The 22036-nt window shown below is 69.6% G+C and carries 20 protein-coding genes; 17 read left to right on the forward strand and 3 right to left on the reverse strand.

The features are described from left to right. Positions 1-50: 50 nt before the first annotated feature. The 8 genes from VGB24_RS10650 to VGB24_RS10685 all read left to right on the forward strand — a co-directional run bounded on the left by VGB24_RS10650 (position 51) and on the right by VGB24_RS10685 (position 8562). Positions 51-368, forward strand: coding sequence for a L7Ae/L30e/S12e/Gadd45 family ribosomal protein (locus VGB24_RS10650; protein WP_331025194.1), 318 nt, complete (start codon positions 51-53; stop codon positions 366-368). Then, entirely contained in the window at positions 368-3493 is a 3126-nt protein-coding gene (gene infB / locus VGB24_RS10655) for a translation initiation factor IF-2 (protein WP_331072927.1), read from the forward strand. Before VGB24_RS10650 ends, infB begins: the two co-directional genes overlap by 1 nt. A gap of 19 nt (positions 3494-3512) precedes the next feature. Further along, a complete protein-coding gene (locus VGB24_RS10660) occupies positions 3513-3794 on the forward strand; it encodes a DUF503 domain-containing protein (RefSeq protein ID WP_331025196.1) in 282 nt (93 codons plus the stop codon). A 126-nt stretch (positions 3795-3920) separates the two neighbouring features. Continuing rightward, positions 3921-4370: a 30S ribosome-binding factor RbfA gene (gene rbfA / locus VGB24_RS10665; RefSeq protein ID WP_331072928.1), complete on the forward strand. Its 450-nt coding sequence runs from the start codon at positions 3921-3923 to the stop codon at positions 4368-4370. Further along, positions 4367-5245, forward strand: coding sequence for a tRNA pseudouridine(55) synthase TruB (truB, locus tag VGB24_RS10670; protein ID WP_331072929.1), 879 nt, complete (start codon positions 4367-4369; stop codon positions 5243-5245). Before rbfA ends, truB begins: the two co-directional genes overlap by 4 nt. Positions 5246-5247: 2 nt before the next feature. Beyond that, entirely contained in the window at positions 5248-6213 is a 966-nt protein-coding gene (locus VGB24_RS10675) for a bifunctional riboflavin kinase/FAD synthetase (RefSeq protein WP_331072930.1), read from the forward strand. A gap of 131 nt (positions 6214-6344) precedes the next feature. Further along, entirely contained in the window at positions 6345-6743 is a 399-nt protein-coding gene (locus VGB24_RS10680) for a hypothetical protein (RefSeq protein ID WP_331072931.1), read from the forward strand. A gap of 19 nt (positions 6744-6762) precedes the next feature. Continuing rightward, on the forward strand, positions 6763-8562 hold the full coding sequence (locus tag VGB24_RS10685; RefSeq protein ID WP_331072932.1) for a S8/S53 family peptidase: 1800 nt from the start codon (positions 6763-6765) through the stop codon (positions 8560-8562). Between the two features lie 167 nt (positions 8563-8729). Here the strand turns inward: VGB24_RS10685 and VGB24_RS10690 are convergent, their stop codons facing one another. Together VGB24_RS10690 and VGB24_RS10695 are read right to left on the reverse strand one after the other, a co-directional pair. Continuing rightward, positions 8730-8879, reverse strand: coding sequence for a hypothetical protein (locus tag VGB24_RS10690; protein WP_331072933.1), 150 nt, complete (start codon positions 8877-8879; stop codon positions 8730-8732). A 303-nt stretch (positions 8880-9182) separates the two neighbouring features. After that, positions 9183-9422, reverse strand: coding sequence for an AbrB/MazE/SpoVT family DNA-binding domain-containing protein (locus VGB24_RS10695; RefSeq protein ID WP_331072934.1), 240 nt, complete (start codon positions 9420-9422; stop codon positions 9183-9185). A 205-nt stretch (positions 9423-9627) separates the two neighbouring features. Between VGB24_RS10695 and rpsO the strand changes: the two genes are divergently transcribed. Further along, positions 9628-9897 (forward strand): 30S ribosomal protein S15, encoded by a 270-nt coding sequence (gene rpsO / locus VGB24_RS10700; RefSeq protein WP_331025201.1) that lies wholly within the window; start codon positions 9628-9630, stop codon positions 9895-9897. 257 nt (positions 9898-10154) lie between these two features. Then, positions 10155-12302 (forward strand): polyribonucleotide nucleotidyltransferase, encoded by a 2148-nt coding sequence (locus tag VGB24_RS10705; protein ID WP_331072935.1) that lies wholly within the window; start codon positions 10155-10157, stop codon positions 12300-12302. A 495-nt stretch (positions 12303-12797) separates the two neighbouring features. Here VGB24_RS10705 and VGB24_RS10710 read toward each other — a convergent pair whose 3' ends face one another. Further along, positions 12798-13418: an RNA polymerase sigma factor gene (locus tag VGB24_RS10710; RefSeq protein WP_331072936.1), complete on the reverse strand. Its 621-nt coding sequence runs from the start codon at positions 13416-13418 to the stop codon at positions 12798-12800. Positions 13419-13570: 152 nt separating this feature from the next. Here VGB24_RS10710 and VGB24_RS10715 point away from each other — a divergent pair, with 152 nt between their 5' ends. The 7 genes from VGB24_RS10715 (at position 13571) to rpoZ (ending at position 22032) form a co-directional block, all read left to right on the forward strand. Then, positions 13571-14704, forward strand: coding sequence for a citrate/2-methylcitrate synthase (locus VGB24_RS10715; protein WP_331072937.1), 1134 nt, complete (start codon positions 13571-13573; stop codon positions 14702-14704). A 100-nt stretch (positions 14705-14804) separates the two neighbouring features. Then, complete coding sequence (icd, locus tag VGB24_RS10720; protein WP_331025205.1) at positions 14805-16061, forward strand: NADP-dependent isocitrate dehydrogenase; 1257 nt, start codon at positions 14805-14807, stop codon at positions 16059-16061. A gap of 115 nt (positions 16062-16176) precedes the next feature. Beyond that, positions 16177-17697: a leucyl aminopeptidase gene (locus tag VGB24_RS10725; protein WP_331072938.1), complete on the forward strand. Its 1521-nt coding sequence runs from the start codon at positions 16177-16179 to the stop codon at positions 17695-17697. After that, on the forward strand, positions 17697-19646 hold the full coding sequence (locus tag VGB24_RS10730) for a Plug domain-containing protein (protein ID WP_331072939.1): 1950 nt from the start codon (positions 17697-17699) through the stop codon (positions 19644-19646). The genes VGB24_RS10725 and VGB24_RS10730 overlap by 1 nt, the downstream gene beginning before the upstream one ends. 568 nt (positions 19647-20214) lie before the next feature. Then, positions 20215-21108, forward strand: a complete 894-nt coding sequence (locus VGB24_RS10735; RefSeq protein ID WP_331072940.1) for a YicC/YloC family endoribonuclease — start codon at positions 20215-20217, stop codon at positions 21106-21108. Beyond that, positions 21105-21752 (forward strand): guanylate kinase, encoded by a 648-nt coding sequence (gene gmk / locus VGB24_RS10740; protein WP_331072941.1) that lies wholly within the window; start codon positions 21105-21107, stop codon positions 21750-21752. The genes VGB24_RS10735 and gmk overlap by 4 nt, the downstream gene beginning before the upstream one ends. 37 nt (positions 21753-21789) lie before the next feature. Beyond that, positions 21790-22032: a DNA-directed RNA polymerase subunit omega gene (gene rpoZ / locus VGB24_RS10745; RefSeq protein ID WP_331025209.1), complete on the forward strand. Its 243-nt coding sequence runs from the start codon at positions 21790-21792 to the stop codon at positions 22030-22032. Positions 22033-22036 lie beyond the last annotated feature (4 nt).

Raw genomic sequence — 22036 nt, forward strand, 5'->3', positions numbered from 1 at the left:
CGATCGACGGACCCGCGCCGGGCCAGGGGGAGCGCGCGCTGCTGAACCTGATGGGGCTGGCCGCGCGCGCGCGCAAGCTGGTGTTCGGCACCGACATGGCCCGCGGCGCCGCCCGCGACGGGTCGCTGGCCGCCGCGCTGGTGGCGGCCGACGCATCGCCCACGCAGAGCAAGAAGCTGGTTCCGCTGCTGCAGGCCCGCGGCATACCCTACGCCGTCTGCCTTACGAGAGCCGACATCGGCGCCGCCATCGGGCGGGGGCCGGTTTCGGCCGTTGGATTCACTGACAAGAGTTTTGCGCGCCGTGCCCTGGAGTTGGCGGGCAGTCCGCCACAGGTGCAGGAACGAGCTGGAGGAGAGCCGTACTGATGCGAGTCTTAGAAGTCGCCAAGGAGCTGGGCGTTCCGGCAGAGGCCTTGGTGCACCTCCTCCGGGAGATGGACGTACCCGTTCGCAGCCACATGAGCGACGTGCCCGAGCAGGCCGTCGCCCGGGTGCGCACCGTCATCGAGCGGGAGCGCCGCCACGGCCACGCCGAGGCCGCCGAGGCGGTTTCGGCCGCCCTGGGCGACGCTTCCGCCGCGCCGCGCCGCCGCCGCCGCCGTCGTGAAGACGAAGGCGAGGACATCCCCGCCGAGGCTTCGGCCGAGGTGGCGCCGCCCGCCGCGCCCACGGCCGCCGCGCAGACGGACGTCGACGCCGGCCCCGCCGCCGGCCAGAAGCCGGCGCAGGCCGACAGCACCGCGTCGCCCATCGCCGACGCGGCCGAGGCCATCGCCGCCGAGGCGGCCATGGAAGCCGCGGACCGCGGCGCCGACCTGGTGACCCGGGGCGGCCAGCCTCCCAAGGACGTCACCGTCGTCGTGGAGTCCACGGACACCGATTCGGCGCCGCCGCGCGTGGATGCGGCACAGCCCGCCGTTCCCGCGCCGCCCGCGGGCATCGTCGAGGACCGCCCGGCCCGCGCCGACGGCGACGAGCGCCCGGCCCCGCCGCGGCGCGACGAGCTGCGCCCGGCCGCTTCCGCGCGTCCCGGCCCGCAGTCCGCCCGTCCCGGCGGTCCGCAGTCGGCTCGCCCCGGCGGCCAGCCGGGTGGACCGCAGTCCGCTCGCCCCGGCGGCCAGCCGGGTGGACCCCAGTCGGCTCGCCCCGGCGGCCCGCAGGGAGGACCGCAGTCGGCCCGTCCCGGTGGGCAGCCCGGCGGCCCGCAGTCCGCGCGTCCGGGTGCCGACCGCCGTCCGTCACCGCCGCCGTCGGTGCGCCCCGGCGCACCCGCCGGTCCGCGCCCCGTTCGCCCCGAGGGGCAGCAGGCTGGGGGTGACGCGGCCCGTCCGCCGCGTCCCGAAGGGTTCGTACCGCGCTCGGCGCGCAGCATGGCTCCGCCCGCGCCGCCGTCCTCGGCCCGCACGCAGTCGTTCGGCGGCCGTCCCGGCGACACCGCCGGCACCACGCCCACGGGAGGCGGCACCGCCGGTGCGGGCAGCGCCGCGGGGAAGAAGAAGGACCGCAAGAAGGGCAAGAAGGGCCGGGCCGGCGTCGACCAGGGAGCGGTGGACGACAACTTCCGGAAGACGATGGCCGCGATGGAGACCGGCGGGCGCAAGAAGCGCCGGTCCCCCCGCGACCAGGGCCCCTCGCAGCACGAGCGCCGCGAAGAGGAGATTTCGCGCCGCCGCGCCGAGGAAGCCACCACGGTCCGCGTCAACGAGTTCCTTACCGTGGCGGAGCTGGCGGAGCTGATCGACGTTCCGCCCACGCAGCTGATCGGGTCGGCGTTCAAGAACCTGGGGCTGATGGTCACCATCAACCAGCGCCTGGATTTCGACCAGATCGAGCTGCTGCTGGACGAGTTCGGCTACAAGGCCGTCCGCGAAGAGGAGTACGGCGCGGACATGGAAGAGGCCGTGGAGGCCGACGCCGACGAGGACCTGCTGCCGCGTCCCCCCGTGGTCACCGTCATGGGCCACGTGGACCACGGCAAGACCTCGCTGCTGGACTACATCCGCAAGACCAACGTCATCGCGGGCGAGGCCGGCGGCATCACGCAGCACATCGGCGCGTACCATGTGGAGCTGCAGGACGGCCGCTCCATCGCCTTCCTCGACACCCCGGGCCACGCGGCGTTCACCGCCATGCGCGCCCGCGGCGCCGAGGTGACGGACGTCGTCATCCTGGTGGTGGCGGCCGACGACTCGGTGATGCCGCAGACCATCGAGGCCATCAGCCACGCCCGCAACGCCGGCGTGCCGCTGATCGTGGCGGTGAACAAGGTGGACCTGCCCGACGCAAATCCCAACCGGGTGAAGCAGGACCTGCTGCAGCACGGGGTGGTGCTCGAGGACTTCGGCGGCGACGTGATGAGCGCCGAGGTCTCGGCCAAGAAGGGGCAGGGGATCGAGGCGCTGCTGGAAAAGGTGCTGCTGCTCGCAGACCTGCAGGAATTGACCGCCAACCCCAACCGCGACGCGGTGGGCACGGTGATCGAGGCGCAGCTGGACGTGGGCAAGGGCCCGGTGGCCACCGTGCTGGTGACCAACGGCACCCTTCGCGTGGGCGACCACGTGGTGTGCGGCATGTACAGCGGCCGCATCCGCGCCATGCTCGACGAGCGCAACAAGCCGGTGGCCACGGCGGGGCCGGCCACGCCCGTCCAGATCCTGGGCCTTCCCGGCGTGCCGGGGGCGGGCGACCAGCTGATCTCCATGGAAGCCGACCGCGCGGCCGAGATCGCCCAGACGCGCCAGCGGCTGGAGCGCGAAAAGCGCATGCGCATCAAGAGCCGCGGCGTGAAGCTGATGGACCTGTCGCGCATGCTGGCCAAGGGCGAGCAGGCGCACCTGAACCTGGTGATCAAGGGCGACGTGGACGGCTCCGTCCAGGCCCTGGGCGACGCGCTGGAGCAGCTGTCGACCAACGAGGTGAGGGTGCAGGTGATCCACCGCGGCGTGGGCGCCATCAACGAGTCCGACGTGCTGCTGGCCACCACCTCGGGCGCCATCGTCATCGGCTTCCACGTCCGCCCCACGGGCGAGGCGCGGGCCGTCGCGGAGCGCGAGGAAATCGACATCCGCCTGTACAACATCATCTACGAGGCGGTCGAAGAGGTCCGCGCGGCGATGGAGGGGCTGCTTACGCCCGAGGAGCGCGAGGTCATGCTGGGCACGGCGGAGGTCCGCCAGCTGTTCAAGGTGCCGCGCGTGGGCACGGTGGCCGGCTGCATGGTCACCAGCGGCGTGCTGGACCGCCGCGGCAAGATCCGCATCGTGCGCGACGCGGTGCAGATCTACGAGGGCGAGCTGGAAAGCCTCAAGCGCTTCAAGGATGATGCGCGCGAGGTGCGCGAGGGCTTCGAGTGCGGGTTGAACATCCGCAACTTCAACGACGTCAAGATCGGCGACGTCCTGGAGTGCTACCGCGTGGAAGAGGTGGCCCGCACGCTGGCTGGTGCGGCTGCCGCTTCGGCGGCGGCGGCCGAGGCCGCGCGCAACGCCTGACCGGCACGGCGGCCGCGCGATGGTCGTGGGGCTGGTGGTCTGGGAGCTTCACATCCCCGGCTGCGCCTCTCTCAAGGAGAAGCGCTCGGTGGTGAAGAGTCTGAAAGACCGCCTGCACGCCAAGTTCAACGTGTCGGCCGCCGAAACGGCGCACCAGGACCTGCTCCAGCGGTCCGAGATCGCCGTCACCGTGGTTTCGGGAGACCGGAAGCACGCCCAGTCGGTGCTTTCCTCGGCGGACCGGCTGGTGGCCGAAGAGGGCAGGGCGCGGATCATCGATTCGTACACGACGTTCTACTAGACGGCGGGGGGACGGAGCGCGGAACCGGGGACGCTGGCGGCAATGGCCTTGCTGTTGCCTGCTGTCCCCGGTCTTCCGTACCCTGTCCCCTCGCCTTTTTCTTTTTAGCCGGGAGGCTGTGCGCATATGCCCAAGTTCAGGCGGACCGACCGCATCAACGAGCAGCTGAAGCAGGAGATTTCGCTGCTGATCCGCGACCAGGTGCGCGACCCGCGGGTGGGGCTCGCCACCATCACGGCCGTGCAGACCTCGCCCGAGCTGGACCACGCCAAGGTGTACATCACCGCCCTGGGCGACGAGGCCGAGCGCGAGGAAATCCTCGTCGGCCTGCGTAGCGCGGCGCCGTTCATCCGCCGCGAGCTGGGCAAGAGCCTGCAGATGCGCCGCATCCCGGAGCTTCACTTCGAGATCGACCGCGTGCTGGCCGAGGCCATGAGGATCGAGCAGCTGCTTCGCGAGGCGCTTCCCTACGACGCCTCCGCGTCGGCCGATGGCGGTTCGGACGACGCCGCCGCCGAAGAGTCGGCCGACGAGCAGCCGTCGGGCGACCAGGCCGAGGGAGAGGGCCGGGAGTGAACGGTGTTCTGCCGGTAGACAAGCCCGTGGGGCCCACCTCGCACGACGTGGTGGGCGCGGTTCGCCGTGCGCTACGCATCAAGCAGGTGGGGCACACGGGAACACTGGATCCCTTCGCCTCCGGGCTGCTGCTGGTCTGCATCGGTCCGGCGACGCGGCTGGCGGAGTACATCACGCCCCTGCCCAAGACCTATCTGGCCACGATGCGCCTGGGCGAGGCGACCGATACGGACGACCACACGGGAACCGTCGTCTCGTCGTCCGAGTCGTGGCGCGACGTGTCCAGCGACGCGATCGAGGCGGCGCTGATGGCGCAGGTGGGCGAGATCGGCCAGGTGCCTCCGGCGTACTCGGCGAAGAAGGTGGCGGGCGAGCGGATGTACGACGTGGCGCGCCGGGGCGGGGAAGTAGGTCTTCCGCCCGTGCGCGTGACCATCCATTCGCTCCAGGTCGTCTCCATCGACCTTCCCGATGTCGTCTTTGAAGTGGAGTGCGGCAGCGGCACGTACATCCGGGCGATCGCCCGCGACGTGGGGCGCGCGCTGGGTGTGGGCGGCCACCTACGCGAGCTGCGGCGCACCCGCATCGGCGCGCACGACGTCGCCCGCGCGGTGCCCATCGATCAGCTGGGCGACGAATCGCTCGTCGCGTCCGCGCTGATCGCTCCCGCGGACGCGGTGTCGCACCTCGCGCACGGGCGCGTGGACGAGCGTGGCGTGGCGGACCTGGGATTCGGCCGCGCGGTCCACGTCGACGCCGAGATCGCTGAGGGTGAGACGGTGGCGGTGCTCGGGCCGGATGGCGCGCTATTGGCGATCGGTGAGGCGGCGGGCGGGCGGGTGAGGCCGCGCAAGGTGTTCGCGGCGGGCGCGTGAGCATGCGATCCACCGGACTGGCCCCGTTTGCCATCGACCCCGCGCTCCCCCCGGCGCTTCCGCGCGACGGGCGGCCGGCCATCGTGACGGTGGGCACCTTCGACGGCGTGCACCGCGGCCACTGGGAGGTGCTCCAGGAAATCTGCCGCCGCGCCCGCGCCACCGGCGGACGCAGCATCCTGGTGACCTTCCATCCGCATCCCCTGCGCGTCGTCCGTCCCGAACACGCCCCGCCCCTGCTGACCACGCTGGCCGAAAAGCGCGAGGTGCTGGCCGAGTCGGGGCTGGAGTACGTGGTGTTCCTTCCCTTCACGCGGACGCTGCAGCACTACCCGGCGCGCCGGTTCGTGGAAGAGATCCTGATCGGGCGCATCGGGATGAACGAGCTGGTGATCGGGTACGACCACGGGTTCGGCAAGGACCGCGAGGGGGGCGTCGATACGCTGCGGGAGATCGGCCGCGAGATGGGGTTCGACGTGGACGTGGTGGATGCGTTCGAGGCGGAGGGCGGCGCGGTGTCGTCCAGCCGCATCCGCGGGCTGCTGGGCGAGGGGCGGACGGACGAGGCCGCGGCGCTGCTCGGGCGGCCGTACACGCTGTCGGGCGTGGTGGTGCGGGGCGAGCGGAAGGGGCGCGAGCTGGGGTTTCCCACGGCCAACGTCGAGTTGGGCGACGCGGAGAAGATGCTGCCGAAGGAGGGCGTCTACGCGGCGTACGGCCGCGTGCGCGGCGAGCGCGTCCCCGGCCTTCTGCACCTGGGCCCGCGCCCCACGTTCCCCGGCTTTTCACCGACGATCGAGCTTCACCTGCTGGACTGGAGCGGCGACATCTACGGCGACCACGTCCGCGTGGAGGTGATGGGCCGCATCCGCGACATCCTCCCGTTCTCCTCCGTGGACGCCCTTGTCGAAGCCATCCGTGGGGACGAGCGGGACGGTCGCGAGATGCTGGGGCTCGCAACCGGGTAAAGCCCGCGTGGTCCGTCCCGTCACGTTAGCTAACAATGAGCCAAGAACATTGCGCACGTGGACGCACGCGTTTACCGTAGAACAGCACCGCCCCCCCCGCTCCTAAACGTGCATTCCTGCAGCGAGATCATATGCGAGCAACACTCGTCGCCGCCCTTGCTCTGGCGTTTGTCCTGACCACCCCTGCCGCCAGCCAGCAAGTGGAATCCCAGCCGGTGGAGCGCGCTGGTTCATCGACGATTCGAGCGGCTCCGGACGGGCTTCTCGCATCTGTGGATGCATGGTTTCTGCCGGATTCCAGCGCTGTTGTCGTTCGGCCTCCGGTTACGATTCATGCGCTCACTACCGCAGGGGAGGGGCGCCCCGGCTGGGCACTGCCCGTTGCGGGGGCGGTGATCGGCGGTCTGCTCGGGGCCCTCAGCCAGCAAGATTGCCACGAATGCATGGTTTCGATCCCGGCTCCTCTCACGGGCGCTTTGTACGGTTTGACCGCCGGAATTCTTATCGAGCTGATCCTTCCCAACGAATAGGCGTTCAGGAGGTCCCAGAATGCGTTCATCCACACTGCTGGCGGTGCTCGTCGTGGCGCTCACTGCGTGCTCGGACGATGCGGATCGATTGATGGATCCTGTCCGGTCTATCGCTCGCGCGGACAACGTTCCCGCGCGAACAGCCGAACCGGCGACTTCATGGGTCCATCGCTCGGACGTAGAAGTGTGGAACGAATCGGCAGAACTGGACTCCACCTTCCTCGTTGGGCTCAAGGCACCGGGCCAGCCACGCGGGATTTGGGAAGCCACGATTCTTGTCGACCGCCGTGAAGCTGAAGACTTCAAGCGGGCGCTTGCCGCGCAGCCCGGCGTAGAGCTTGTGAGAGCGGACCCGGTAGTGCCGATCGTGCTGTTGCGGATCAGTGATTTCTCAACGCTCGCCGCAATTCGCCGCCTGCCTTTCGTAGACTACGTGGAGCCGCACCACGGGAGGCGGCGGGCACCGTCTCGTCAGGAGGCCGCAGCGGTGAGTCGGCCAACGCTCGTAGCGCCACGGTTCAGCGAGAGCGGGTCGTCGTCCCCAGGCTGCTCGAACCCGGACGTGTATACTGAATACGGCGGCTACACGGCACTCGGCGATCCGTACTCGTGGAGCTACACTGAGCGATACAACAACATCGTTGGCGCGTGGCGCCGCAGCCAGGGAGACAACGTCCGGATCGCCCTGATCGACACGGGTGTCGATTCGGAGCAGCCGCAGTTGACCAGCCGCTTCGGGTTCACCTCGGATGCCACTTGGTCGCGGCAGATCTGGTATGAGTGGGTGCGGCCATCCGGCCGCTCGCCCGCGTGGCGGGACGATTGCGGCCACGGCACGCGCATGGCGGGTGTGATCGCCGCTCCACACGACGGACAGAACACCGTCGGCACTGCCTGGAAGGCGGATCTGATCAGTATTCGTACCGATGACGACGTGAATATGCGGTTGTCGGAGTCCGAGGTTGCCGACGCCATCCACAAGGCGATGGACCCGTGGCGTCCCGCGCACGTAATTGTGTTTGCCTTCTGGAGCGACGACGACAACTGGGTCACGTCATTGGCCGACGTCATCAGGTACTACTATTACCGCACCGACTCCACAGGGCGCCGCAACGGGCCGCTTTTCGTGGGCGCCGCGGGCACGTCCAGTGCCTGGGATCCGTTCGTCAACTGGAACGTCGTCTTTCCAGCCGAGATGGAAGAAGTGATCGCGGTGTCCGGCGTGAACTCAAACCGGATCCTCGATGACGAATCCCACTACGGCCCAGAGGTGGATCTTGCAGGGTATACGCCGCAGATGACTGTCGGGGTACCTGGAGTTCACTACCAGAGCGCGTTGCTCACGAGTATCCGGGGCAGTTCCGGACCCACTGCGTCAGTCGGTGCGATCGCCGCCTTGGTCTGGTCGCGCTATCCGCATATGACGAACGTGGAGGTTAGGCAGCGTCTGATATGGGCAGCGCTGCGCCCTCAGGAACGGCGCAGCGATGACGGCTATGGTCCCGTCAACGCGTATAAGGCGGTCGGAGGGTTTTCGGGGCTGGCGATTCACGGTCCGGAATTCGTCCCGCCGTACACGACGTTCGCAGTCGAGGCCGTCAGCTCCGGCGATGGTCCCTTCACCTATCGTTGGAACAACGGCGCAACCACCAAGCGAACCAGCTACCGGTCTACGACGGCGGGGTACACCGTTCCGGTCCGCGTCGATGTTACCGACACCTTCGAGGGTGTCACCCGAACAGCCTACCTGAACGTGGCGGTACAGAGCAAGCCGTCGCCGAACACGTGTGACCCCAATGTCGAGTTCTGTCCGAAATGAACCGCGATGTACGACCTGCGTTTGTCGGAGAGATCCTGATTGGGCGCATTGGGATGAACGAGGCTGGGATTGGGTGATCGGGTACGCCACGATTTCGAATACGCGTAGGCGGCGACGAGCGGAAAAGACGCCGACGTGGGACTCGCCCGAGTAGTCAGATCAAGGCCTCACTTCGTGCTGACGTGCCGCGCCTGGGCTTTCGCGCGATAGAACTGGGCCCGCTCTTCCGGGGTGGCATCCTGCAGTTGCTCGTGATGCGCGTGGCGGACGCCACGCGTAAACGCGACCGCATCAAACGCCTTGATCTTCCGCTTCATAGCGCATCACCTCACGCGGCAAGTAGGCAGCCTGCACTGTCATCCCGATGGAGCGACCTCAAGAAGCCTGTCGTAACAACATACTGCGCAGCGACTGAGGGATCCACCACACACTACGCGGTACGCGCCAAGGCAGAGGCCGATCCGATCCATCTTTCTCGATCCGCGGAAACAACGGGAGCGGGCGCAATCGGACGGACCGGTGCCCTTCGGAGAATGTGTGGCGGATCCCTCAGTCGCTGCCATCAACGGTGCGCAGGCAGGTTCGGCTTGGCCGCTCCATCGGGATGACAGCGAGGCGCCTCAGCGTTCCGACGGCCCAAGTGGGCGGCCGGTTTTGCCCCACTCGGCATCCCGTTCGAAATCGGTCGACATGCCTTTGAGGAAGCCGCGCATTTCCACTGGCGGACGCAGCGGGATGAACTCCATGCGGTTCTCATAGGCGATCACCTGTACTTGCTGTCCCGGCCTCAAGTGTAGTCGCTCGCGGACGCTGAGGGGGATGACGACCTCAAAGCCTGGTGAGATGGTTACCACTTCCACGGCATCCTCAATCGTCAGGTGACAGTCGCGAGGGGCTACGAGCTCTCCGCGAACTCCGCGCCTCCCTGTGAGACCCGTGTCCGGGTTGCAGGAATCCGTCCGCTTCGTTAGATTCCTGGGCTTGTTGTTGATCCGCTCGGACGAATGATCTGATTGGATCGGCTGACTTCCCGACCAGCATCGACTCTTCAGGAGGCTCCGATCGATGGCACTCACGGCTGAAAACCGCGACGAAATCGTCAAGAAGTACCAGCTGCACGAGAACGACCGTGGCAGCACCAAGGTTCAGATCGCGCTGCTGACCGCGCGCATCAACGACCTGACCGGGCACTTTCGCGCCCACAAGAAGGACCATCACAGCCGCCAGGGGCTGCTGAAGATGGTGGGCCAGCGCCGCAGCCTGCTCGACTACCTGCGCCGCAACGACCTGGACGCCTACCGCGCGCTGATCGCGGACCTGGGGCTGCGCCACTGATCGGCACGGCGGCGGGCCCGCGGCGGGAACACGGGGTGGCGCACACGCGCCGTCCCGTCCTGAACGCGTGTCCCCGCCTGGTGGAACGCAGGGAATACTAGAAGGAAACACGCCGGCCGCACGGGCCAGTTCCGTGCGGCCGGCGTGCGTTTTTGCACAGCGGCGACGAAGTGAACATCAAAGCGACCGGGCCCCGCCTGCGGGGGAGTGGCGTCCGGAGTGCGGCTTCCCCCGAGCAATCAAACAGGAAAGACCCAATGGCAAAGCTGGAAAGGCAGTTCGCGGGCCGTCCCCTGATCATCGAGACGGGCAAGATGGCCCGGCAGGCAGACGGCTCGTGCACGGTGCAGTTCGGCGAGACGATGGTGCTGTGCACGGCGGTGGCCCAGGACAAGCCCACCCACCTTCCGTTCTTCCCGCTCACCATCGAGTACCGCGAGCGCACGTACGCGGCCGGCAAGATCCCGGGCGGCTTCATCAAGCGCGAGGGGCGCCCCTCCGACAAGGAAATCCTGTCGGCGCGCCTGATCGACCGCCCCCTGCGCCCGCTGTTCCCCGAGGGGTTCTACAACGAGACGCAGGTCTTCATCTACGTGATCTCGGCCGACCAGGAGAACGACGCGGACGTGGTTGCGCTCACCGGCGCCTCGCTGGCGCTGAACATGAGCCGCATTCCGTTCGCCGAGCCGGTGGCCGCAGTGCGCATCGGCCGCATCCAGGGCCAGTGGGTGCTGAACCCCACCTTCGCCCAGCTGGAGTACTCGGACCTCGACGTGATCGTCGCGGGGAGCGAGGACGCCATCCAGATGGTGGAGGGCGGCGCGCTGGAAGTGCCGGAAGAGGAGATCGCCGAGGGGCTGGTGGTGGCGCACGCCGCCATCAAGGAGCTGATCGGCATCCAGAAGGAAGTGCTGGCGGCCATGGAAGTGCCCGCCAAGATGGAGTGGACGCCGCGCGCGGTGGACGCGGCCATCCGCGAGCGCGTGGAGAGCGCCGCCGGCGACCGCGTAAGCGAGGCGCTGAAGGTGCCCGGCAAGCATGAGCGCGCCGACGCCCTCAAGGCCATCCGCACCGAGATCTCCGCCGCGCTGGCCGAGGAGTTCCCGGACAGCGACAAGGACGTGGGCGACGTGCTCAAGGACCTCGAGAAGCGTGGGACGCGCGAGATGATCCTGGGCACCGGCACCCGCTCGGACGGCCGCGGCCTCGACGAGGTGCGTCAGATCAGCGTGGACGTGGGCGTGCTGCCGCGCGCGCACGGCTCGGCGCTGTTCACCCGCGGCCAGACGCAGGCGCTGGGCGTGGCCACGCTGGGCACGCAGGGCGACGAGCAGGCGTACGACACGGTGGACTTCGCCACGCAGCAGAAGAAGTCGTTCATGCTGCACTACAACTTCCCCCCGTTCAGCACGGGCGAGGTGAAGCCCGTGCGCGGCACCAGCCGCCGCGAGATCGGGCACGGCGCCCTGGCCGAGCGGGCGCTCGAGGCCATGCTGCCGCCGTTCGACGAGTTCCCGTACACCATCCGCGTCGTGAGCGACGTGCTGGAAAGCAACGGCTCGTCGTCGATGGCCAGCGTGTGCGCGGCGTCGCTGTCGCTGATGGACGCGGGCGTGCCCATGCGCGCGGCCGTGGCCGGCGTGGCGATGGGGCTGATCGCCGAGGGCGACCGGGTGGCGGTGCTCACCGACATCCTGGGCTCCGAGGACGCCCTGGGCGACATGGACTTCAAGGTGGCGGGCACCCGTGACGGCGTGACCTCCATCCAGATGGACATCAAGATCGAGGGGCTGACCATCGAGCTGATGCGCGAGGCGCTGCAGAAGGCCAACCGCGCGCGGATGCACATCCTCGACGAGATGGAGAAGGTGCTGAACGCGCCGCGCACCGAGCTGTCGCAGTACGCGCCGCGCATCATCACCATCAAGATCGACCCGGCCAAGATCGGTGAGATCATCGGGCCCAAGGGCAAGACGATCCGCGGCATCCAGGAGGCCACCGGCGCCACCATCAACATCGACGACGACGGCACCATCACCATCGCGTCGGTGAGCGGCGAGGGCGGCGAGCGCGCCCGCAGGATCATCGCCGGGATGACGGAAGAGGCCGAGGTGGGCCGCATCTACGAGGGCCAGGTGAAGAGCACCACCACCTTTGGCGCTTTCGTCGAGATCATGCCGGGGACCGAGGGGCTGCTCCACATTTCCGAGCTGCAGGCCGGCCGGGTGGAGAAGACCGAGGACGTGGTGAAGAAGGGCGACATGGTGCAGGTGAAGCTCCTCTCCATCGACGAGAAGGGCCGCCTTCGCCTGTCGCGCAAGGCCGCGCTGGCCGAGCTGGCCACGGGCGACGGCGCCAGCGGCGCCAGCGCCACCGGCGCCCCGGCACCGGGCGGAGCCGCGTAAGGGACTTCCCCGGCGTCACGGTACGACGAAGCCCCCGCCCGGTTCGCCGGGCGGGGGCTTCGTGCGTGAGTGCGTGAGTGCGTGAGTGCGTGAGTGCGTGAGTGCCGGCGAGGGGCGGCTCGGTTGGATAAGGCGCGTGCCTCGGCGCCCCCCATCCCCAACCCTTCCCCCGCAAACTGCCGCGGGGGAAGGGCGCCAGTGCCGTGCGCTTCGAGGGCTGCGGTGGTTGGGCCGGGCTTGCTCACGGGCGCTGGAGAGGTTCGATCTGCCGCGGCGCATGCCTCGGCCGCCCTCTCCCCCCGGCCCCCTCTCCCGCAAGCGGGAGTGGGGGAGAATTCGACCGCGCTTCGGCAATTTCGGCGGACGTGCAGGTGAAGCCCCGAACGGACGCGCGAGCGGCCGTGTCGGGGCTTTCCGCGTTTCCAGCGGCGGGTTCACCCGCTCCCGGAGGGGGCCGCACCCGCGTCTGGTCGCTACCCCTCGTTCCGCCGCGCCTCAGATCTTGTCCCGCAGCAACTCCTGTAGCGCCTCGCGCGCCCGCATCACCCGCATCTTCAGCGCGCTGACGCCGGTGTCCAGCATGTCGGCCATCTCCTCGTACGAGCGGCCTTCCACGTGCTTCAGGAGGAAGGCCTCGCGCTGGGCCTCGGGAAGCCGCGCGAGCGCGGCGGAGACCACCTGGCCCAGTTCGGTGCTTTCCAGCGTGCGGAGTGGGTCGTCGGACGAGGGGGCGGCGTGGGCGTCGTCTACCAGGGGGACGTCGCGGCGGCGGCGGCTCTTCAGCCAGTCCTTGCAGCGGTTGCGCAGGATGCGGAAGAGCCACGCCGCGAACCGGTCGGGGTCGCAGGTGCCCAGCCGCGTGTAGGCCTTGACCAGCGAGTCCTGCACCAGGTCGGCCGCGGCGTCGGCGTCGCCCACCATCCCTAAGGCGTGACGGAACAGCGATTCCTGGTAGCGCCCCACCAGGACTTCGTAGGTGGGTGCGTGGCCGCCCAACACCCGCTGAACCAGCTCCGCGTCGCTCGCCGCCTCCACCGCCGCCCGTGGTTCGCCCGTGTGCTGGATGGCCGCCGCTCCGGACGCCCGGAGAAGCGCGTGCGTGCCTTGCTCGTGCACTCCGCAACCCGCACGCCGCGGCGGCTTGCGGGCGTCGCAGGCCGTTGCTATGTTGGCGCTTCCGTTGGCCCGGACCGTGCTGCGAGGCACGCCATTCGTTCCGGCGGCGGAGCCGGAAAGTCGTCACGGAATCGCGTTACGAGAAAGCTGAAATGGCTGCCAAGGGTCTCGAGGGGGTCGTCGTCGCACAGTCTCGGCTGAGCGACATCAACGGCGAAGTGGGAGAGCTGATCTACGCGGGGTACGACATCGACGACCTCGCCCGCAATTCCACCTTCGAGGAGGTGTGCTACCTCCTGTGGAACGGCGAGCTCCCCAACCAGCAGCAGCTGGAGGAGTTCCGCGCCCAGATGGAGCCGCAGTACGTGCTGCGCCCCGAGGTGCTGGAGATGATCCGCAACTATCCCCGGGACGCCGACCCCATGGCCGCCGTGCGCACGGCCGTGTCGGCGCTGGGGATGTTCGATGCGGACGCGGACGACATCTCGCCCGAGTCGGTGCGCCGCAAGGCGATGTTCCTCACGGCGCAGACGCCCTCCATCGTGGCCGCGTTCGACCGCGTGCGGAACGGCAAGGAGCCGCTGCAGCCGAAGCCGGGCCTGAGCTTCGCGGGCAACTTCCTGTACATGCTGAACGGCGAAGAGGCCAACGACACCCGCTGCCGCACCATGGACGTGGCGCTGGTGCTGCACGCCGAGCACGGCATGAACGCCAGCACCTTCGCCGCGCGCGTCACGGCGGGCACCCTGTCGGACGTGTACAGCGCCGTCACCTCGGCCATCGGCACCCTGAAGGGGCCCAGCCACGGCGGCGCGAACGTCGAGGTGATGAACATGCTGCGCGAGATCGACGAGAGCGGCCAGGACCCCCAGGAGTGGGTGCAGAACGCCCTGTCGAGCGGCAAGAAGATCATGGGCTTCGGCCACCGCGTGTACAAGGCCACCGACCCGCGCGCCACGGTGCTGCGCGAGCTGGCCGACAAGATCATGGCCGAGGCGGGCGAAACCCGGTGGCTGGACCTTTCCGACCGCATCCGCGCCGTCATGGCCGAGGAGATGGAGCGGAAGGGCAAGAAGATCTACCCCAACGTCGACTTCTTCTCGGCCTCGGTGTACACCACGCTGGGCATCGGGATGGACCTGTTCACGGCCGTGTTCGCCATCGCCCGCATGCCGGGGTGGACGGCGCACCTGATGGAGCAGTACGTCGACAACCGGCTGATCCGGCCGGGGAGCGACTACATCGGCCCGCGCGACCTGAAGGTGCGCCCGATCTCGGAGCGCTGACGGGCAGCGCGATCTCGCGCGTCCGGGGCGCGGCGGGCTCCCCGCCGCGCCCCGGTTTTCGTTTACGGCACCATTCACCTCCACTGACGCAGATACAGCAATGGCGAGCGACTGGAAGCCCACCGTCCCCCAGGACGGCGAGCGCATCACCATTCGGGACGGGAAGCTGCAGGTTCCCAGCACCCCCGTCCTTCCCTTCATCGAGGGCGACGGCACCGGCCCCGACATCTGGGCCGCCTCGCAGCCGGTGTTCGACGCCGCGGTCGAAAAGGCCTACGGCGGCGAGCGCCGCATCGTGTGGATGGAGGTGCTGGCGGGTGAAAAGTCGTTCAACCAGACGGGCGACTGGCTCCCCGCGGCCACGCTCGACGCCTTCCGCGAGTACCTGGTGGGGATCAAGGGCCCGCTGACCACCCCCGTGGGCGGCGGCATCCGCTCGCTGAACGTGGCGCTGCGCCAGGAGCTGGACCTGTACGCCTGCGTGCGCCCCGTGCGCTGGTTCGAGGGCGTGCCCTCGCCGGTGAAGGCGCCGGGCGACGTGGACATGGTGATCTTCCGCGAGAACACCGAAGACATCTACGCCGGCATCGAGTTCGAGGAAGGCACCGAAGACGCGGCGAAGTTCCGCGCCCTGCTGGCCGAGAACTTCGGCCCGCGCTTCAAGAAGGTGCGCTTTCCCGACACGTCGGGCTTCGGCATCAAGCCCGTGTCGCGCGAGGGAACGGAGCGCCTCGTCCGCTCGGCGCTGGACTACGCGTTCGCCAACGGCCGCTCGTCGCTGACGCTGGTGCACAAGGGCAACATCATGAAGTTCACCGAGGGCGCCTTCCGCGACTGGGGCTACGAGCTGGCCAAGCGCGAGTACGGCGCCGTGGACTATGAGGGCGGCCCCTGGCAGGTGATCCGCCGCGACGGCCGCGAGCTGATCGTCAAGGACGTCATCGCCGACGCCTTCCTGCAGCAGATCCTCACCCGGCCGCGCGACTACGACGTGATCGCCACACTCAACCTGAACGGCGACTACGTGTCGGACGCGCTGGCGGCGCAGGTGGGCGGCATCGGCATCGCGCCGGGCGCCAACATCAACTACCTGACGGGCCACGCCATCTTCGAGGCCACGCACGGCACGGCGCCCAAGTACGCGGGCAAGGACATGGTGAACCCGGGCTCCGTGATCCTGTCGGGCGAGATGATGCTTCGCTTTCTGGGCTGGGGCGAGGCGGCGGACCTGATCATCAAGGGGCTGGAGAAGTCCATCACCCAGAAGACGGTGACGTACGACTTCGAGCGGATGATGGAGGGCGCGACCAAGGTTTCCTGCTCCGAGTTCGGCCGGAAGATCATCGAGAACATGTAAGGGAAGTGCCGAGTACAGAGTGCCAAGTACCAGGAAAGACCCGGTACTTGGCACTTTGTACTTGGAACTTGGTACTTCCTCGCACAGACCTTTTTTCATCACCGGACCCGTGCCCATGAAGATCACCGCGCTGCGCGCCGACCCCGCCGGCCATGCCGCCCCGCTGCTCGCCGTTCCCGTGCTGGAGGGCGGCGACCAGGACGCCGCGTTCACCGCGCTCGACCAGGCGCTGGGCGGGCAGCTCGGCGCCCTGCGCACCCGCGGCGACCTGCGCGGCACCCTCGGCGAGGCGGTGCTCTTCTTTCCCGCCGCGGGCGCTGTCCCGGCCGAGCGGGTGCTGCTGGTGGGCATGGGCAAGGCGGCGGACCTGACGGCGGAGCGCCTGCGCCGGGCCGCTGGCTCCGCCGCCAAGCAGGCCGCGAAGTCCCGCGCGGCGTCGCTGGCCTTCGCCCTCCCCGCGTCCATCGTCGCGGACCGGGTGGCGGCTCGCGCCGTGGCCGAGGGGCTGGTGCTGGGCGCGTACGACTTCCGGGAGATGAAGTCCACGGACGACACGAAGCCCGCTCCCGTGGCGCTCGACGAGGCCGCCATCCTGCTCCCCGACGGCGCGGACGCGGGCGAGGCGACGGAGGGGGCGCGCGTGGGCGAGATCGTCGCCCGGGCCGAGAACCTGGCGCGCACCCTCGGCAACCTGCCCGGCAACGTGGCGACGCCCGCCTACCTCGCGCAGACGGCGGAACGCATCGCCGGCGAGCAGGGGCTGCGGGTGACCATCCTGGGGCCCGAGGAGATGCGTGCCGAGGGGATGGGCGCGCTGCTGGCCGTGGCACAGGGGAGCGAGCAGGAGCCGCGGCTGATCGTGCTGGAGCACCGCGGCGGAGCGGAGGGCGACAAGCCGCTGGTGATCGTGGGCAAGGGGCTGACGTTCGACGCGGGCGGCATCTCCATCAAGCCCGCGCAGGGGATGGAGGACATGAAGTTCGACATGTGCGGCGGCGCGGCCACGCTGGCGGCCATGCAGGCCATCGCCGAGCTGGACGTTCCCGTGAACGTCGTCGGCATCGTCCCCTCGTCCGAGAACCTGCTCGGCGGCGCGGCCATGAAGCCGGGCGACATCCTTCGCGCGCACGGCGGCAAGACCATCGAGGTGGTGAACACCGACGCCGAGGGACGGCTGATCCTGGCCGATGCCATCTCCTACGCGAAGCGCTTCGACCCGGCCGCCATGCTGGACGCGGCCACGCTCACCGGTGCCTGCGTGATCGCGCTGGGCCACGCGGCCACGGGGGTGATGGGCAACGACCAGGCCCTGGTGAACGAGGTGCTGGCCGCGGGCGAGGCCACCGGCGAGCGCTGCTGGCAGCTGCCCATGTTCGACGATTACCGCGAGCAGATCAAGAGCGACTACGCCGACATCAAGAATTCGGGCGGCCGGCCGGCGGGGGCCATTACCGCCGGCTGGTTCCTGCGCGAGTTCGTGGGCGACTGGCCGTGGGTGCACCTGGACGTGGCGGGAACGGCGTACGGCGACGGCAAGGTGTCGTACCTGACCAAGGGAGGCACGGGCGTCCCCACGCGCATCTTCGTGGAATGGGTGATGGGCCGCGCCGCGGCTTCGGAGCAGCCGTCCGCGTGATGCTGCGGCGTTCTCTCGTCGCGCTGCTGGGGTCCGCCGCCGCCGTCCTGCTGGCCGCGGCGGACCTTCGGGCGCAGGATCCCGTTCCGCGCGACACGCTTCCCCGCGACAGCACCACCATCGCCATCCCCGGCGAGGCGGTGCGCTCCGACACACTTCCCGACCGCCGCCCGAAGCCCGACAGCGTCCCGGCCGATTCCACGCTTCCCGCGCCGAACTTTCCGCTCTTTCCCGAGGGCCGGTTGGAGGGGTTCGGCGCGGGCACCTGGGTGTTCGGCCCCGAGGAGCTGGGGCGCTTTCACGGGCTTTCGCTGCTGGAACTGCTGGACCGCATCCCCGGGCTGGTGATCACCCGCGAGGGCAGCCCCGGCCGCCCGGCGGGGGTGGCCAGCTACGGCGGGGGCGGCGGCCGGCTGCGCGTGTTCATGGACGGGTGGGAGCTGCCGGCTCTGGGCGCGTCCAGCCCCGAGCTGCAGCGCATTCCCCTGGTGGACGTCGCAGAGGTCCGCGTCACCCGCGGGCTGGCGGAGACGCGCGTGGACATCCAGACCATCCGCCTGTCCGACCGCCGCCCGTTCGCGCAGATCGACGGCGGCGAGGGCGACCTGTCCACGCGCGTGTTGCGGGGCCTCTTCACTCGGCCGCTCGGCGGACGCCTGATCGGCGCGGTGGGGCTGGACCTGGTGGAGACGCGCGGGTATCGCGGCGCCGAGCCGTTCAACGAGAACACGGTGTTCACCCGGCTGAGCTACGCGTTCACCCCCAACCACGCGCTGCAGCTGGACTACCGGACGACGGCAATCACCTCCAACCGACGGCTGGTACTGCTGGGCAGCGACTCGCTGCCACGCGAGGAGTACGACCGGGGCGAGCTGCTGCTGCGGGGCCGTGGACGGTTCTTCGGCCGGGTGTGGCTGGACGGGGCTGTGGGCCGCAGCTGGCAGACGACGGTGGACGACGTGACCCTGGAGCGCGAGGCCGTGCAGGCCTACGCGCGGGCGGCGCTGGACGTGCCGCTGGGCACGGTGACCGGGGCGTTCCGCTGGCGCCAGGTAGACGCCGAGGGCTTCACGGCGAACGGCACGGAGCTGTCCGCGCGCGCGGAGCTGGCGCCGCTCCCCTTCGTGGCGGCCTGGGGCGAGGTGCGCGCCACCTCGTGGGGCGGCGTCACCGGGCTGGAGGTGGAGGCGGCGGGACGGGCGGGGCCGTGGGGCGGGCTTTCCGTCTTCGGCTCGCTGGCGTCGGGGAACCGCGGGATCAACGCGTGGGTGAACGACACCAGCATCGTTCCCAACCTGGGGCACGCCGTCAACCCGGAGCTTCCCGAGTTCGACACGCTGACGGTGGTGCGCTTTCCGGGGATCGACGCGCGCGTCAATGGCGTGCGCGCGGGTGCCGAGTGGTCGCGCGGCCCCCTGCAGGCGGGTGCCGCGTTCGTGGCGCACGACCTGAACACGGTGGCGCCGTTCGGCTTCTGGTTCGACCGCGGGCAGCCCACCGTCAGCGGGGGCACGGTTTCCGGGATCGAGGCATATACCAGCTTTCCCGTGCTCGTGCGGCAAATCCGGGCCGACGTGCAGTACACGGACTTCTTCATCACCCCCGAGCGGCCGTACACGCCGGCGCGGTTCGGGCGGGCGGCGCTGGAGTATCACTGGGTCTATCGCAGTGGCAACCTGGAGCCCACGATCCGCGTGGAGATGATCGGGCGCGATGAGGCGACGCTGCTGAATCCCGAGACGGGCGCACCGGACGTGCGGACGCCGCGGTACGCGCTGATGAACCTGTTTGTGCAGGTGCGGGTGCTGGACGTGCGCGTCTTCTGGCGCCTGGATAACCTGGCGAACTATAACTCCGCGTTCGACGTCGTGCCCGGCGACCTGACCGGCGTGGCGGGGCTGCCGGGAGTGCGGGCCCTATTCGGCGTGAGATGGTTCTTCCGGGATTGATGCGGAGGCCCTCGGCTGCCGTGGGGGCCCTCACCCGGCCGCGCTGACACGCGTGCCACCCTCTCCCACAAACAGCGTGGGAGAGGGGGTACACTTCGGGTTTGGGTGCGTGGAGCCGGGGTGCGGTGCTCGGGCCGGCGCCCCCCGATCCGCAACCCTTCCCCCGCAAACTGCCGCGGGGAAGGGAGCCAGTCTGCACTCGAATTCTCCTCTCCGCCATGGGGTTTTATGGGGGAGAGGCCGGGAGAGGGGGGCGGCCGCGGCATGCGTCAGTCTTAGCCCAATCCGGCAGCAGGTCTCCCTCTCCCCTGCGCAGCGGGGGCCGGGGGGAGGGGGCTCCCAAGGCATGCACCGGCCCCCAGTCGACCCCCACCCGACGTTCTCCCCTCTCCGCACAGCAGTACCGTGCGGGGAGGGGCCGGGGGAGGGGCCTCCCGCCCCGACATCTCCAGTCCCCGCCCCGAAATCGCATCCCCAGACCCCGCCGACACTTGCAAGTGGCCCGTTGTCAACGGATTGACGCGCCCCGCGCACTCCGGTAAACTTCCGGGTCCCTGACGGAGGCGCGATGATCCGGAGCATGACGGGGTTCGGGGAAGCGGAGCGGGAAACCGAGGCGGGTACGCTGCGCGTCGAGATCCGGACCGTGAACCACCGGCACCTCAGCGTAAACTTTCGCACCCCCGCTTCGCTGGCGAAGTGGGAGCCGCAGATGCGCGAGTGGCTTCGCACGCAGCTTTCGCGCGGCCACGTGAACTGCGCGGTGCGGCTGGAGCCCTCGGGCGCGGCGGGCGCCGCGGCCATCGGCCTGGCGCTGGACGAGGAGCGGGTGCGGGCGTACCTGTCGCTGTTCGGCGAGCTGCGGACGCGCTTCGGCGTGGGGGGCGAACCGGACCTGGCGTCGCTCCTTCGCTTCAACGACGTGATCGTCCGGGACGACGATGGCGCGCGTGCCGAGGTGCCCGTGGACGACCTGCGGGCCGTGGTGGAAGACGCGGCGCGCGCCACCACCTCCATGCGCGAGGACGAGGGGCGGCGCCTGGCGGCGGACCTGGACGGCCGCATCTCCGCCATCGAGACGGCGCTGGACGCCATCGCCGAGCTGGCGCCCTCGCGGCTGGCGGCCGAGCGCGACCGGCTCCGCCAGGCGGTGCGCGAGCTGGCGGGTGGGGTGGCCGTGAGCGAGGACCGGCTGGCGCAGGAGATCGCCTACCTGGCCGAGCGCTGGGACATCAACGAAGAGCTGGTGAGGTTTCGCTCGCACGACGAGCTCTTCCGCGAGCTGATGGCGGCGAACCCCGAGGAGCCGGTGGGCAAGCGCCTGTCGTTCCTCGTCCAGGAGATGCACCGCGAGGCCAACACCATCGGCTCCAAGGCCAACCACGCGGGGATCGCGCACCGCGTGGTGGCCATCAAGGAAGAGGTGGAGCGGCTTCGCGAGCAGGTGGAGAACGTGGAGTGAGCGGCCGGCGGACCTTTCCGCTGGTGCTTTCGGCCCCGTCCGGTGCCGGCAAGACGACCATCGCCAATCGCCTTCGCGATCGCAGGCACGACGTGGCGTTTTCCGTCTCTGCCACCACGCGGAGCCCGCGCGATGGCGAGCAGGACGGGGTGCACTACCACTTCGTGAGCGCCGACGAGTTCCGGCGGATGATCGCCGCCGACGAGCTGATCGAGTGGGCCGAGGTGCACGGCAACTTCTACGGCACGCTGCTGCGCGAGGTCGATCGGGCCCGGGATCGGGGCGAGTTCCTGCTGCTGGACATCGACGTGCAGGGCGCCGCGCAGATCCGCCACAAGGTGCCCGACGCGGCGCTCGTCTTCATCCTTCCACCCTCCGGCCAGGTGCTGGTGCAGCGGCTGGTGGGGCGGGGGAGCGACGCGGCCGAGGTGGTGGCGCGGCGGCTGCGCAACGCGCGCGACGAGATCCGCGAGGCGCCGAGCTTCGACTACGTGGTGGTGAACGACGATCTGGACGCGGCGGTCGGCGACGTGGAGGCCATCATGGACGGGCGCACGCACGATCTTCGGCCTCACCCGCCGCTGGACGTGCTGGCCGACCGGATGGCGATGGAGATCGACAGGCACCTGCGCCCGTCCGCGTGACGGGCACGGGGCTTTTACTTCTGAGGGAGCGGAACAGATGCGAGTGGTAACTCCGGGCCAGGCGGCCCGACACACCGGCAGCAAGTACCTGGGCGTCCTGGTGGCCGCCAAGATGGCGCGCAACCTCAACGAGCTGCGCCGCAACGAGCTGGCCGAAGACCCCACCGTTTCCGGCGACGAGCCGCGCGAGAAGCTGACCACCATCGCCATCGAAGAGGTGCGCGAGGGCACGGTCAAGTTCACGCTGACCTCGCGCCAGCGCCCCATCATCCCCTCGTAGTCCC

It is taken from the genome of Longimicrobium sp. (assembly GCF_036399935.1).
In the GTDB taxonomy this organism is placed as follows: domain Bacteria; phylum Gemmatimonadota; class Gemmatimonadetes; order Longimicrobiales; family Longimicrobiaceae; genus Longimicrobium.

Bases quoted from the DNA above. Each gene is read 5' to 3' on its own strand.
- VGB24_RS10650 (WP_331025194.1), top strand. From the start codon at position 51: ATGGGGCTGGCCGCGCGCGCGCGCAAGCTGGTGTTCGGCACCGACATG.
- infB (WP_331072927.1), top strand. From the start codon at position 368: ATGCGAGTCTTAGAAGTCGCCAAGGAGCTGGGCGTTCCGGCAGAGGCC.
- VGB24_RS10660 (WP_331025196.1), top strand. From the start codon at position 3,513: ATGGTCGTGGGGCTGGTGGTCTGGGAGCTTCACATCCCCGGCTGCGCC.
- rbfA (WP_331072928.1), top strand. From the start codon at position 3,921: ATGCCCAAGTTCAGGCGGACCGACCGCATCAACGAGCAGCTGAAGCAG.
- VGB24_RS10675 (WP_331072930.1), top strand. From the start codon at position 5,248: ATGCGATCCACCGGACTGGCCCCGTTTGCCATCGACCCCGCGCTCCCC.
- VGB24_RS10680 (WP_331072931.1), top strand. From the start codon at position 6,345: ATGCGAGCAACACTCGTCGCCGCCCTTGCTCTGGCGTTTGTCCTGACC.
- VGB24_RS10685 (WP_331072932.1), top strand. From the start codon at position 6,763: ATGCGTTCATCCACACTGCTGGCGGTGCTCGTCGTGGCGCTCACTGCG.
- VGB24_RS10690 (WP_331072933.1), bottom strand. From the start codon at position 8,879: ATGAAGCGGAAGATCAAGGCGTTTGATGCGGTCGCGTTTACGCGTGGC.
- rpsO (WP_331025201.1), top strand. From the start codon at position 9,628: ATGGCACTCACGGCTGAAAACCGCGACGAAATCGTCAAGAAGTACCAG.
- VGB24_RS10705 (WP_331072935.1), top strand. From the start codon at position 10,155: ATGGCAAAGCTGGAAAGGCAGTTCGCGGGCCGTCCCCTGATCATCGAG.
- VGB24_RS10715 (WP_331072937.1), top strand. From the start codon at position 13,571: ATGGCTGCCAAGGGTCTCGAGGGGGTCGTCGTCGCACAGTCTCGGCTG.
- icd (WP_331025205.1), top strand. From the start codon at position 14,805: ATGGCGAGCGACTGGAAGCCCACCGTCCCCCAGGACGGCGAGCGCATC.
- VGB24_RS10725 (WP_331072938.1), top strand. From the start codon at position 16,177: ATGAAGATCACCGCGCTGCGCGCCGACCCCGCCGGCCATGCCGCCCCG.
- VGB24_RS10730 (WP_331072939.1), top strand. From the start codon at position 17,697: ATGCTGCGGCGTTCTCTCGTCGCGCTGCTGGGGTCCGCCGCCGCCGTC.
- VGB24_RS10735 (WP_331072940.1), top strand. From the start codon at position 20,215: ATGATCCGGAGCATGACGGGGTTCGGGGAAGCGGAGCGGGAAACCGAG.
- rpoZ (WP_331025209.1), top strand. From the start codon at position 21,790: ATGCGAGTGGTAACTCCGGGCCAGGCGGCCCGACACACCGGCAGCAAG.